This is a genomic window from Rugamonas sp. GW822-FHT03B10, assembly GCF_058801745.1.
The window spans coordinates 150,292-162,846 of sequence record NZ_JBXANP010000002.1 but is presented as its reverse complement, the minus strand read 5'-3'; the positions used below and the strand labels follow the sequence as shown (position 1 = coordinate 162,846).

At 70.6% G+C, this 12,555-nt stretch carries 8 protein-coding genes; 2 read left to right on the top strand and 6 right to left on the bottom strand.

The annotated features are described in order from the left end of the window. Positions 1-49: 49 nt before the first annotated feature. From AC1RQG_RS03925 to AC1RQG_RS03900, 6 genes are all read right to left on the bottom strand, one after another. The gene (locus tag AC1RQG_RS03925) at positions 50-6,199 is read right to left on the bottom strand and encodes a hybrid sensor histidine kinase/response regulator (RefSeq protein ID WP_493128514.1); all 6,150 of its coding nucleotides are present in this window, start codon (positions 6,197-6,199) and stop codon (positions 50-52) included. Between the two features lie 34 nt (positions 6,200-6,233). Then, positions 6,234-8,573 (bottom strand): methyl-accepting chemotaxis protein, encoded by a 2,340-nt coding sequence (locus tag AC1RQG_RS03920; protein ID WP_493128512.1) that lies wholly within the window; start codon positions 8,571-8,573, stop codon positions 6,234-6,236. A gap of 64 nt (positions 8,574-8,637) precedes the next feature. After that, entirely contained in the window at positions 8,638-9,195 is a 558-nt protein-coding gene (locus AC1RQG_RS03915; protein WP_493128510.1) for a chemotaxis protein CheW, read from the bottom strand. A 1-nt stretch (position 9,196) separates the two neighbouring features. Then, positions 9,197-9,562 carry a response regulator transcription factor gene (locus AC1RQG_RS03910; protein WP_493128508.1) on the bottom strand — a complete coding sequence of 122 codons (366 nt, stop codon included), beginning with the start codon at positions 9,560-9,562 and terminating at the stop codon, positions 9,197-9,199. Between the two features lie 18 nt (positions 9,563-9,580). After that, on the bottom strand, positions 9,581-9,991 hold the full coding sequence (locus AC1RQG_RS03905; RefSeq protein WP_493128506.1) for a response regulator: 411 nt from the start codon (positions 9,989-9,991) through the stop codon (positions 9,581-9,583). 89 nt (positions 9,992-10,080) lie between these two features. Further along, a complete protein-coding gene (locus AC1RQG_RS03900; protein WP_128143240.1) occupies positions 10,081-10,233 on the bottom strand; it encodes a rubredoxin in 153 nt (50 codons plus the stop codon). A 96-nt stretch (positions 10,234-10,329) separates the two neighbouring features. Here AC1RQG_RS03900 and thiD point away from each other — a divergent pair, with 96 nt between their 5' ends. Continuing rightward, the gene (gene thiD / locus AC1RQG_RS03895) at positions 10,330-11,187 is read left to right on the top strand and encodes a bifunctional hydroxymethylpyrimidine kinase/phosphomethylpyrimidine kinase (RefSeq protein WP_493128504.1); all 858 of its coding nucleotides are present in this window, start codon (positions 10,330-10,332) and stop codon (positions 11,185-11,187) included. Between the two features lie 4 nt (positions 11,188-11,191). Further along, positions 11,192-12,481, top strand: coding sequence for a glutamate-1-semialdehyde 2,1-aminomutase (hemL, locus tag AC1RQG_RS03890; protein WP_493128502.1), 1,290 nt, complete (start codon positions 11,192-11,194; stop codon positions 12,479-12,481). Positions 12,482-12,555 lie beyond the last annotated feature (74 nt).

The following is a 12,555-nucleotide window of genomic DNA, read 5'->3' as shown; positions in this document are numbered from 1 at the left end:
TTTTGAACGTCGCCCATTCCACCACCGCCGCCACTGCGCGACGCGAGGATCAGCCTTGCAGCAGGCCTGCGATGGCGTCCAGCAGCACCGGCTCCTGGAACGGCTTGCCGAAGTAAGCGTTCACGCCCAGCTGCAAGGCATAGTTGCGGTGCTTGTCGGCGCTGCGCGAGGTGATCATGATGATGGGGACGGCGCGCGTGCGCTCGTCGCCGCGCACGTTGCGCGTGAGGTCGAAGCCGTCCATGCGCGGCATCTCGATATCGACCAGCATCAGGTCAGGCACCTGGCCCTGCAACTGTTCCAGCGCGTCCACGCCATCCTTGGCCAGCATCACGTGGTAGCCCTCGCGCTCCAGCAGGCGCTGGGTCACGCGGCGCACCGTCATCGAATCGTCCACCACCATGATGACCTTGTCGCGCGCCGCCGCGACGGCCGCGCCCACGGCCGGCGCCGCGTGGCGCGCGCGCGCCTGCGGCTGGTGCGCCAGATGCTGCGCCATCGCCACCGGGTTCAGGATCAACACGATCTCGCCTGAACCGAGCACGGTGGCGCCGGCGATGCCGGCCATGCGCGACAGCTGCGGTCCGATGTTCTTGATCACCACCTCGCGGTTGCCCAGCACCTCATCGACCTGCACCGCCAGCCGCTCGTTGCCGTTCTTGAGCAGCATCACGGGACTGGAGCGCGGCACGGCCGGACGGGCCGCCGCTTCGCCCAGCAATTCAGGCAGATAGTGCAGCGCGGCCTGCTGGCCCAGCATCGTCACGTGGCCGTGGCGGTAGGCTTCGGCCAGCGGCCCCTCCTTCATCTGCAGCACCTGCTCGACGAGGATGGACGGCATGGCGTAGGTGCGCCCGCCCGCGCCCAGCAGCACCACCTGGGTCACGGCCAGCGTCAGCGGCAGACGGATGGTGAAGCGGGCGCCCTTGCCGAGCTCACTCTCCGTGTCGACCCGGCCGCCCAGCGCCTGGGCCTCCGACCGCACGATATCCATGCCCACGCCGCGCCCGGCCAGTTCGGTCAGCCCGTCGGCCGTGGAGAAGCCCGGTTCGAAGATCAGCTCCATGGCCTGGGCGTCGCTCACGTCCTCGTCCTCACCCAGCAGGCCGTTGCTGCGCGCCTTGGCGCGGATGCGCGCCAGGTCCAGCCCGGCGCCATCGTCCGAGAACGCGATCACCACCTCATTGCCTTCCTGCGTCACCTGCACCAGCAGTTCGCCGGTCTCGCTCTTGCCGGCGTCCGCGCGCGCGGCGCGCGGCTCGATGCCGTGCGCGATGGCGTTGCGCAGCAGGTGTTCGAACGGCGCGGCCATGCGTTCCAGCACGCTGCGGTCGATTTCCACGGTGCCGCCCCGGATGTCGAGGTTGACGCGCTTGTCCACTTCCTTGGCGCTCTGGCGCGCCACCCGGAACAGCCGCTCGGAGATGCTGGCGAACGGCACCATGCGCACCCGCATCAGGTCGCGCTGCAGGTCGCGCGTCTGGCGTGCCTGCTGGCCCAGATCGTCGCTGGCGTTGTCCACGCTGCGGGTCAGGGTGTCGTGGAACGAGGCCACGTCGTTGACGCTTTCGGCCATCATGCGCGTCAGCTCCTGCAGGCGCGTGAAGCGGTCGAATTCCAGCGGATCGAATTCGCGCTCGCTGGAGATCGACATGCGCGAGGCGATCTGCGATTCGGCCTGCATCTCCACCTCGCGCAACTGGCGCCGCAGGCGGGTGAGGTTTTCCGAAAAATCGAACAGCGAGGAACGCAGGGTGCCGATCTCGTTCTCCAGCTTGGAGCGCGAGATCGACACTTCGCCGGCCTGGTTGACCAGCCGGTCCAGGATGTCGGCCCGCACCCGCACCAGCGGCGACTTGGCGGCCTGCGCTTCCTCGTCGGCGGCGGTGGCGGGCGCGCTGGGCAAGGCCGGCGCCAGCGGCGCGGCGGATGCGGGGACCGGCGCCGCCGGCGATACGCCCGGCGCGGCAACCGCTTCGGCCACGGCCTCGGGCTGCGCCGGCGCCGCCGCAACGGCCGCCGCTTCCTGCCACGCGGCCGGATTCTGCAATTGCTCGAACAGCAGCAAGGCGTGGTCGTAGTGGGCCAGCAATTCCTCGAACGCGTGGGGCGAGGCCGACCCGGCGTGCACCATGTTCTCGATGTGGGTTTCGATCTCGTGCGCGTGCTGGCCCAGGCGCATGGCGCCGGCCATGCGCGCGCTGCCCTTGACCGTGTGCAGCACGCGCAGCAGGTTCTTGGCGTGGCTGGTGTCGGCCGGCGCATGCTGCCAGGCGCGCAGCGACTGGCCCACCTGCGGCAGCAGATCGGCGCCCTCCTCCAGGAACACGGGCAGCAGGTCGGGGTCCAGCTCGTCGTGGAACACGGCCGGCGCGGTGGCCAGCAATTCCGGTTCAGCCGGCGCCAGCGCGATCACGTCCGCTTGCAGTTCCGGTTCCGCTTCCACTTCAGCTTCAGGGGCCGCCGGCCCGGCGTGCTGCGCTGGCGCGGCTTCCTGTGCGGATTCCGGCGCAGCCTGCGGCGCAGGCTCTGGAGCAGATTCGGGCGCAGATTCGGGGGCAGGTTCGTGCGCCGGCGCGTCGGGCGGCGCGGGCGACAGCAATTCCACTTGCGCCTCGGCCTCGGCTTCCAACGCCATCTCCGCCGCCTCCGCCTCGGCCGCGACACCGGCCAGCGCTTCCGGCGCCAGCGCCATCGCGTCCTCGTCCACGCGCGGCGCAGCGGTCGCGGCTTGCGCGGGTTCAGGTTCCGGTTCGCCCAGCCCGGGCGGCGCCATCTGCGTCAGCGGCGGCTCGGCGAACGTGTCGTCGAAGGCCGCGTTGAACAGGTCGTCGATGTCGTCGGCCTGCGCCTCGTATTTCTTGCGCTTGGGCGGCGGCGGCTCGGCCGCCTCGGGAATGGTGCCGCTCAGGCCATCGTAGGCGTCGCGGAACAACTGGTCCAGCGGCGCCGCGTGGGGCGGCTCGGCCGGCTGCGCCGCGCCACCGCCCCTGGACGGCGCCGTGACGGCGATGTTGTCCAGCGTCTCGGCCAGCAGCGTGTCGAGGCGGGCCTCGATCGCGTCGCTGGCGGCGGGCGGCGTGGCGGCCAGCACCTCGCGCAAGTCATGCAGCGCGGCGATCAGTTCCGGCTGCGCGGACGGCATGTCGCCCTGCGCGAAGCTTTGCAGCATCTGGCGGATGCGTTCGATCGTGAAGTCCAGCAGATCGTGCTGCGCCGGATCCAGGTGGGCCGCCGGCGGCTGCAGCGATTGCAGCGTCATTTCCAGCGCATGGGCCAGTTCGCGCAGCACGGCAAAGCCCACCGTGCCCGAGGTGCCGGTCAGCGTGTGCGCCGCGTGCAGCGCGTCGGGCGAGACGGGCCGGCGTGGCTCGTGGCGCCACTCGCCGAAATCGCGCGCCAGCAGGCGCACCAGTTCGTCCGTCTCGGCCAGGTAGATGTTGTACAGCGGCAGCGGGATATCGACCCCGCCGATGTGCTTCATGTTGTCGTCCGGCGGCACCAGCGGCGCGGCCACGGTGGGGAACTCGATCACGTTGCCCGACACGGACGGACGGCGCGGCGCGGCGCCGGCCTCGCTGCCCGCCAGCGCATCCTTCTGCGCGCCGCTCTGCGCCTCCTTCCGCGCCGCCTCCTGTGCCGCCGCTTTCGCCGCCTCGGCCGCTTGGTTCGCCTCCGCCTCGGCCATGGCGGCCGCCTCGATGGCCGCTGCTGCGGCCGCGTCGGCCGCCTGCGCCGCAGCCGCTTCCGCCGCCGCTTCCTCGCGCGCCTGTTCCGCGTGCGCGTCCGGCGCCAGGCTGGCGGCCGCCTGCTCCTGCGCCGCCGTGTCGTCGGCCAGTTCCGCCGCTTCAATCTGCTCGACCAGGCCGGCCGCTTCCGCCACGGACGCGAACTCCAGCGCCTCCATCGTGTCGTCCGCTTTGGCTGCCGCTTGCTCGGCGTTGGCCGTCGGCGGCTGCGGCCGCGGCTCCGGCTCGGACTCGCCACCCTCGCGCAAACGGTCGGCGGCCGCGATCAGCGCTTCGCCGCCGCCGGCCGGCATGGCGCCGCCGGCCAGCTGGTCGACCCATGCGCCCAGTTCGCGCGCGGCCCGCTCCAGCAGTTCAAACAACGGTTCGGAGGCCGGCCGCAACTCGGCCAGCCACACATTCATCACTTTTTCGATGCTGTGCGCGGCGTCGGCGAAGCGGTTCAAGCCCACCATGCGGCCGCTGCCCTTGAGCGTGTGGAAGCAGCGCCGCAGCATGGTCAGGTTGTCCAGCGTGCCCGCCTCCGCGCGCGGCAGCGCCAGCGTGGTGCCGACGAACTGCAGCACCTCCTGCGCCTCGGCGATGAAGATCTCCAGCAGCTCCGCCTCCACGGCGGCCTCGCTCGGCGGCGGCGCCTCGGCCACCGGCAACGGCGGCGGCGCCGGCGGCGGCATCTCCTCGTCGAGCACGGGGATCGATTCGGCCGCCGCCATCTTGCGGAACGGGACGGCGCGGAAGGTGCCATGCTCGGCGTCGAAGGTGAAGCGTTCGCGCGCGCTGGCCGGGTTCTGCGCCAGCATGTCGACGAAGAAGCCGAGCGCACCCACGTTCTGCGCGATGTCGTCGAGCGCCTTCGGCTCCAGGGCCGGATCGCCGCTGCCGTCTGCCAGCGCGGCGATCGCTTGCTGCACGTGGCCGGCCGCCTCCATCGCGTGGTCCTGGTCGAGGATGGACAGCGCGCCATGCAGCTGGTGCATCACGCCCACCAGCTCCCTGAGCGCGGGCCGCCGGGCCGGGTCGAGGTAGTAGTCGTCGAGCACCTTCTCCACCTGACGCAGGCCGGTCTTCATTTCCATCGCCAGCGCCACCACCGTGTCGTCCTGCTGCATCTGGCGCGCCAGGCCGCCCTGCCATTGGGCCGGCGCCGGCGGCACCTGGCCCGACACCAGCGCCTGCAGGCGCGCGGCGATGGTGTCGGCGTGCGCCGCGAAGTCGCCGGTCAGGTGGCGGATCTGCTGCAGGCCGTGTTCCGCGAACAGCAGCGCCGTCGTCATCTCCAGCGCCAGTTCCTCGCTGCGCCCGGCCGTCACGGCCCGCGCGGCCACGTCGGCCAGCTGGCGCAGCAGCACGCCCAACGCGGGCAGGTTCAGGGCCGCGCTCTCGTCGGCCGCCTGCGTCAACGCGCGGCCGAACGCGGCGTCCAGCGCCGGATCGAGGTCCGCGTTCGACAGCCGGTCCCAGCATCCCTTGGCCTGCGCCATGGCGGCCTTGGCCCGCTCCAGCGCGGCCGCGTCGATCTGGCCATAGCGCGGGGTCTCGTAATCGGGCGGCACCAGGCCGTCGAGCATGAAGATGCGGCGCAGGCGCTGCGCCAGCGGCGGCGCGCTGGCCGCGTCCTGGGCCGCGATGAAGAACAGCGCGTCGCGCAGCATGGCCTCCGGCTGCGCCGCCTCGCCCTGGCTCAGACGGCGGATCTGCTGGTTGATCAGGCCGAACAACTGCTTGACGGGCACGCCGCCGGCCAGCAGGCCGTCGGCCACCAGTTCCGCGAAACTCTGCATGGCCAGCCAGAACGCGCGCGCCCGCGCATCGTGCTGGGCGTCGGCCACCAGCGCCACCGTGTCGCGCAGGACGGCCGCGTGCTCGCGCTGGAGCGCCGGGTCGGCGCTTTTCATGTAGGCCAGCAGCGATTTCTCGTAGCGCTGGCGCCAGGCCGGATAGTCGGCCGGCGGCACGCTGGCCGCCAGCGGCATGGCCGGCTGGTGCGACAGATCGGGGAAGAACAGGTCGGCCGGGTGCACGCGCTCGGCGCCCACCATGCGCAGCAGGTCGCGGTAGTACGGATACAGCCGCAGCGGCTGCGACGGCGCCCCTTCCAGCAGCTCCTCCAGGTATTCGACCAGCGCCTGGTACAGCCGCGCCACCGCCTGCACGTGGTCGGTGCTGCATTTGAGGCTGCCGTCCTTGAAGCGCTCCAGCACCACCTCGGCCAGCGCCGTCAGGCGCGCCACGCCGTCCACGTCCACCATCTGCAGCGCGCCGTGCGCCTGGTGCAGATGGGACTTGGCGTGCTGCAGCTGGATCGCCTGGTCTTCCGCCTCGCGCCCGCCCGCCTCGAACAGGGCGGTGCGGGAACGGGCCAGCGCCTCGCGGATTTCCACCATGACCCAGGACAGGGGGCCGGTGTCCAGTTGCGCCGTCGCCGGGTGCGGAAAATCAGTCATGCTCATATAGCCTTGGCCTTTTCTAGGGGGCGCGCCCGCGTCAATGCGCGATGCGGAAGCGCGACACCGAATTTTTCAGTTCCTGCGCCAGCACCGACAGCTTGTGGATCGACTGCGCCGTCTGCTGGGTGCCGTCCTGGGTCTGCTCCGTCACGGCCAGGATGTGCTGGATGTTCTGCGCCACGCCGGTGGCCGACGTGGCCTGCTGGCCGGTGGCCAGCGAGATCTCGGAGATCAGTTCGGCCAGCCGGTTCGACACCTGCGAGATGTCGTTCAGCGCGGCGCCGGCCGCGTCGGACAGGCGCGCGCCCTCCACCACGCCCTGGGTCGACTTCTCCATCGCCGCCACGGCGTCGTGGGTGTCGGTCTGGATGGTGCGCACCAGCGCGCCGATCTGCTTGGCCGCCTCGGCCGAGCGTTCGGCGAGGCGCTGCACCTCCTCGGCCACCACCGAGAAGCCGCGCCCGGCCTCGCCGGCCGACGCGGCCTGGATGGCCGCGTTCAGCGCCAGCACGTTGGTCTGTTCCGTGATGTCCGAGATCAGCTCCGTGATCTCGCCGATCTCCTGCGACGACTCGCCCAGCCGCTTGATGCGCTTGGAGGTCTCCTGGATCTGCTCGCGGATCTCGTGCATGCCCTTGATGGCGTTCTCCACCGCCGTCGAGCCCTGGCGGGCCGCCGCCACCGACTGGCGCGCCACGTCGGCCGATTCGCTGGCCGAGCGCGACACGTCGGTGATCTCGTGCGCCATCTTGACGACGGTGGCGCTGGCGTCCTGGATCTCGCGCGACTGCTGCTGCGATGCCAGCAGCAGGTCGCTGGAGATGGTCTGGGCGTGGGTCGAGGCGCGCGTGACCTGCTCGGCGGTGGTGGTGACGCGTCCCACCAGCCCGCGCAACTCCTCGACCGTGTAGTTGACCGAGTCGGCGATGGCGCCCGTGATGTCCTCCGACACCGTGGCCTGCACCGTCAGGTCGCCGTCGGCCACCTCCTGCAGCTCGTTCATCAGGCGCAAAATGGCGGCCTGGTTCTGGTCGTTCATGGCCTTGGCCTCCTCCTCCTTGCGCTGGGCCTGCTGGCGCATGGCCTCGGCCTCCTGGCGCCGGCGGTCGGCGCCGCGGGTGCGGTTGTAGGAATCCTGCAGCAGCACGCGGCCGATGGCCGCCGCCGACAGCAGCGTGAGCATGCCGCCGGCCACCATCAGCCAGAACGTCAGGTCGAGCGCGTCCTGGTCCTCGCGGTAGGCCTGCTGCAGCGCGCCCAGGCGCTGGCGCAGCCCCTCGTTGTCGTTGAAGATCAGCTGTTCGGCGCTCTTGGCGGCCGTGAACTTGTCGAGCCGGCCGAGGATGGCGCCGACCAGCTTCTGGAACGCGTCGAACTGGGTTTGCAGGGCCGCCACCTTGTCGCGCAACTCCGCTTCGCGCGCGGCCGGCAGGCCCAGCGCGGCGCTGCCGTTCAACAAGCCGTCCAGCGTGCTGCGGAACACCGTGCTGTCGCGCCCCAGCTGGAACGCCGTCTCCGAGCTGATGCCGCCGGCCGTCATGAACTCGCTCACGCCACGGCTCATGCGCTGGCTCAGCATGGCCAGCCTGCCGATGGCGGCCAGCTCCTTCGCGCTGCCGCCGTGCTGCACCTTGAAGCTGGAGATGTCCTCGGCCTTGGCCAGCAGTTCCGGCGCCATCGCATTGATGGTGCGCAGGGTCTGGTCCACGCCGCTCAGATCGGCCTTCATCTGCAGGATGGTGCCGGCCGCCTTGTCCGACGCGGCCCATTGCTTGCGCGCGGCCGCCACCAGCGGCGCCAGGCCGGAACGGGTGGCGCCGATGTCGCGGCCCTGGTAGCTGCCGCCATCGTTCATCAGGGCGAAGTCGCGGTTCAGCTCATTGCGGCTCTGGTCGAGCTGGCGGAACGCCTCGGCGCTGCCCTGCACGGCGTTGGGCGCGGCCTTGCCGATGCGCTGCGAGTGCATCAGCGCGTCGCTGGCCACCTGGGTGCGGGTCGAGCGGCTGGCGCTGTTGATGGTGTTGAGCGCCACGAACAGCACGCTGACGGCCAGGCTGACGGCCAGCGTGGTGGTCAGGATGCTGAGCTGGCGCTGCGGCGGCAGGTGGCCGATCAGCGGCAGCTTGAACGCGCGGCCGGCGTCGGCCGGCGCCGCGTCGGCGCCGGCGCCCGTGCCCGTGCCCGTGCCACGGCGGCGCAGCGCGTCGCGCAGGCGCAGCGGCGCGCCCGCGTCGGCCTCGGGCGCCGGTGCGCCGGCCGCGCCGGCCGCGCCCACGCCGAGGAACTGCGAATCGCCGGCGTCGGCGAACTCCGAGTTGGGCGCCTGCTCCTTGCCTGCGGCCTTGTTGCGCGCGAAGATACCCATGTTGAATGCCATACCGCCGTCTCCCGATTGCCGAAGTGTGCTGCCAATGATGAGTGAGGTGTTGCCGGCGCGCCCGCTACAAGCCGACTTGCAGGAAGCGCGGATCGCGCACCAGCAGGGCCAGGTCGATGCGGGTCCAGCGCTGGCCCTCGCCGTCCTGGAACTGCTGGCCGCACCAGGGCGGCGCGCCATCGGGCGGCGCGGCCGGCGTCATGTCGGCCAGCTTGCGCAAGCCCAGCACCCGCTCCACCAGCAGCGCGCAGTTGAAGCCCAGCGCCGGCGCGAAGGTGACCATGCGGCTGTCGCCGCCGGCCGCCACCGCCCCCTGGCCACGGAAGCTGGCCAGGTCGATGATGCCCGTCAGGCCGCCGCGGATGCTGGCCAGGCCCAGGTACCAGGGCTGGGCCAGCGGCACCGGCGTGACCGGCTGCAGCGGCGCGATCTCGCTGACCTGGGTCAGGTCCAGCAAACAGGGCTGGCCGCCCAGCAGCACGCCCAGCTCGCGCCCGCCGGCGGCCGCGCCGCTCTTGGCCGCCTGCATGCGCTCGAGCAGCTGCACCTGGTACTGGCGCAGCCGGCTGCGCCGCTCGGCGCCGCCTTCCTGGCTTTCCTGTTCCTGGCCGGGGCGCGCCATGTCAGCCCAGCGCCGCGATCTGGGCCAGCAGTTCGGCCGCGTCCACCGGCTTGACCAGATAGGCCTTGGCGCCCTGGCGCATGCCCCAGATGCGGTCCGTCTCCTGGTTCTTGCTCGAGCAGATGATCACCGGCACGTCCTTCAGTTCGGGGTCGCGCGCGATCGCGCGCGTGACCTGGAAGCCGTTCGCGCCCGGCATCACCACGTCCATCAGGATCAGCTGCGGCTTGTCGGCCTTGATTCTGGCCAGCGCCTCCTCGCCGTTGTCGGCGGTGGAGACGGAAAAGCCGTTCTTGACCAGGATGTCGGTCAGGTAGTAACGCTCGGTGGGCGAGTCGTCGACGATCAGTATGCGTTGTATGGCCATGCTTCCCCCTGCTGCTTGCTAGGTGTTCGATGGGACAGCCGGCGCGCCGCCGGTGTGCTCGCGCACGGCGCTCAGCAGGCTGTCCTTGGTGAATGGTTTGGTCAGATAGGCGGCCGAGCCGACCATGGCGCCGCGCGCGCGGTCGAACAGGCCGTCCTTGGACGACAGCATGAGCACCGGCGTGGCGTGGAATTTGGCGCTCTTCTTGATCAGCGCGCAGGTCTGGTAGCCGTCCAGCCGCGGCATCAGGATGTCGCAGAAGATCAGCGCCGGGTGGTGGTCGTTGATCTTGGCCAGCGCGTCAAAGCCATCCTCGGCCAGCACCACCTGGTAGCCGGCCTGGGTCAGGAAGATCTCGGCGGAGCGGCGTATCGTGCTGCTGTCGTCGATCACCATGATTTTCAATGCGGTAGCTTGCGGCGTCGTCATAGTCGGTTCGCTGAAAAGTTGCTACACGATAACACAGAGCGGGGGATCGTGGCACACCGCGCCGCCGCCGGCCGATTAGAGTGCGCCGTCTACAACGCCACCATCTCGAAATCATCCTTGCGGGCGCCGCATTCGGGGCAGGTCCAGTTCATGGGCACGTCGGCCCAGCGTGTGCCGGGCGCGATGCCCTCATCCGGCAAGCCGGCCGCCTCATCATAAACCCAACCGCAAATGAGGCACATCCAGGTCTGGAACTCCTGCGTTGTTTCATTGCTACTCACGTTCTCTCATCCTTCAATCTAGTAAAATGCTGAATCAGGTATCTTAATCCACCCGTCGTGCAAAACCAAACTTCTCCCCTGATATTAAGCTTCGGCGCCTGCGACCCGGTTGGCGCCATGGGCGTGCAGGCCGACCTGGCCACTTTTTCCGCGCTCTCGTGCACCGGCCTGCCCGTCACCACGGCGTTGCTGATCGGCGACAGCGCCCGCATCGAGGACGTGCAGGAGGTGGACCCGGACTGGGTCTGCGACCAGGCCCGCGTGCTGCTGGAGGACATGACGATGGCCGGCTTCAAGGTCGGCGCGCTGACCAGCGTGGAGCAGGTGGCGGCCATCGCCGAGATCCTGTCGGACTACCCGGACGCGCCGCTGATCCTCGATCCCTTCAGTTCCCGCCTGCCGGCCCAGGGCGACGAGGCCCAGGACGAGCTGCTGACCGTGCTGCGCCAGCTGCTGGTGCCGCAGGCGTCGCTGCTGATGCTGTCGCAGGTGGAGCTGGGCCGGCTGGCCGAGACCTGGCGCGACGGCGAGGACGGCACGCTGGCGGCCGACATCGAACACCTGCTGGCCCTGGGCTGCGAATACGTGCTGGTGACGGGCACCGCCGCCACCGAGGGCCGGGCCGACGGCCACTACGCCAACACCCTGTACGGCGCCGACGGGCGCGTCAGCCACGACAGCTGGCAGCACCTGGCCGGCCCCTTCCTCGGCGCCGGCGGCACGCTGTCGGCCGCCATCGCGGCCCACATGGCGCGCGGCGCCGACGCCGCGCACGCCGTGCGCGCCGCGCAGCGCTACACGCAGGGCGCGCTCGCCCACGCCCAGCGCTACGGCATGGGCAAGCTGGTACCGAACCGATTCTTCGGCCTGGGCGCGGCCCCCTGCGCGCCCGGCCCCAACCCAACCCTGGATTGACACCATGACCATCTCGAACAACGACAAGCTGTTTGCCCGCGCCCAGAAAACCACACCGGGCGGCGTCAACTCGCCGGTGCGCGCGTTCCGCTCGGTGGGCGGCACGCCGCGCTTCATCACGCACGCCGAAGGCCCCTACTTCTGGGACGCCGACGACAAGCGCTACATCGACTACATCGGCTCGTGGGGCCCGGCCATCGTCGGCCACGCCCACCCGGAGGTGGTGCAGGCCGTGCAGCAGGCGGCCGCGCGCGGCCTGTCGTTCGGCGCGCCGACCGAGGCCGAGATCGACATGGCCGAGGAGATCTGCAAGCTGGTGCCGTCGATCGAGCAGGTGCGGCTGGTGTCGTCGGGCACGGAGGCCACCATGAGCGCGCTGCGCCTGGCGCGCGGCGCCACCGGCCGCGACAAGATCGTCAAGTTCGAAGGCTGCTACCACGGCCACGCCGACTCGCTGCTGGTGAAGGCCGGCAGCGGCCTGCTCACGTTCGGCAACCCCACCTCGGCCGGCGTGCCGGAGGACTTCGTCAAGCACACGCTGGTGCTCGACTATAACAACGTCGAACAGCTCGAGAACGCGTTCGCGGAGATGGGCGAGCAGATCGCGTGCGTGATCGTGGAGCCGGTGGCCGGCAACATGAACCTGATCCAGGCAGACCCCGCCTTCCTGCAGGCCATGCGCGCGCTGTGCACCAAGCACGGCGCGATCCTGATCTTCGACGAAGTGATGTGCGGCTTCCGCGTGGCCCTGGGCGGCGCCCAGCAGCTGTACGGCATCAAGCCGGACCTGACGGCGCTGGGCAAGGTGATCGGCGGCGGCCTGCCGGTGGCGGCCTTCGGCGGCAGCGCGGCCCTGATGGGCAAGATGGCGCCGCTGGGCGCCGTGTACCAGGCCGGCACGCTGTCGGGCAATCCGGTGGCCGTGGCGGCCGGCATGACCACGCTCAAGCTGATCCAGCAACCGGGCTTCCACGACAAGCTGAGCGCGACGGCCAAGCGCCTGGCCGACGGCCTGACGGCGGCCGCGCGCGAGGCCGGCGTGACGTTCTGCGCCGACGCCATCGGCGGCATGTTCGGCATGTACTTCAGCGCCACGCCGCCGCGCAACTACGCCGAGATGATGGCCGGCGACCGCGAGCGCTTCAACGTATTCTTCCACGCCATGCTGGACGAAGGCGTGTACTTCGCGCCGGCCGCGTTCGAAGCGGGCTTCGTGTCGGCCCAGCACAGCGACGCCGTGATCGACGAGACCATCGCCGCCGCGCGCCGCGTGTTCGCCAAGCTGGCCGCCTGAGGCCAGCCCGGCCAACGAACCGGGGTCAGGTCATGCCATCCCGCAACATGCCGCTGCATGTTGCGGGATGGCAT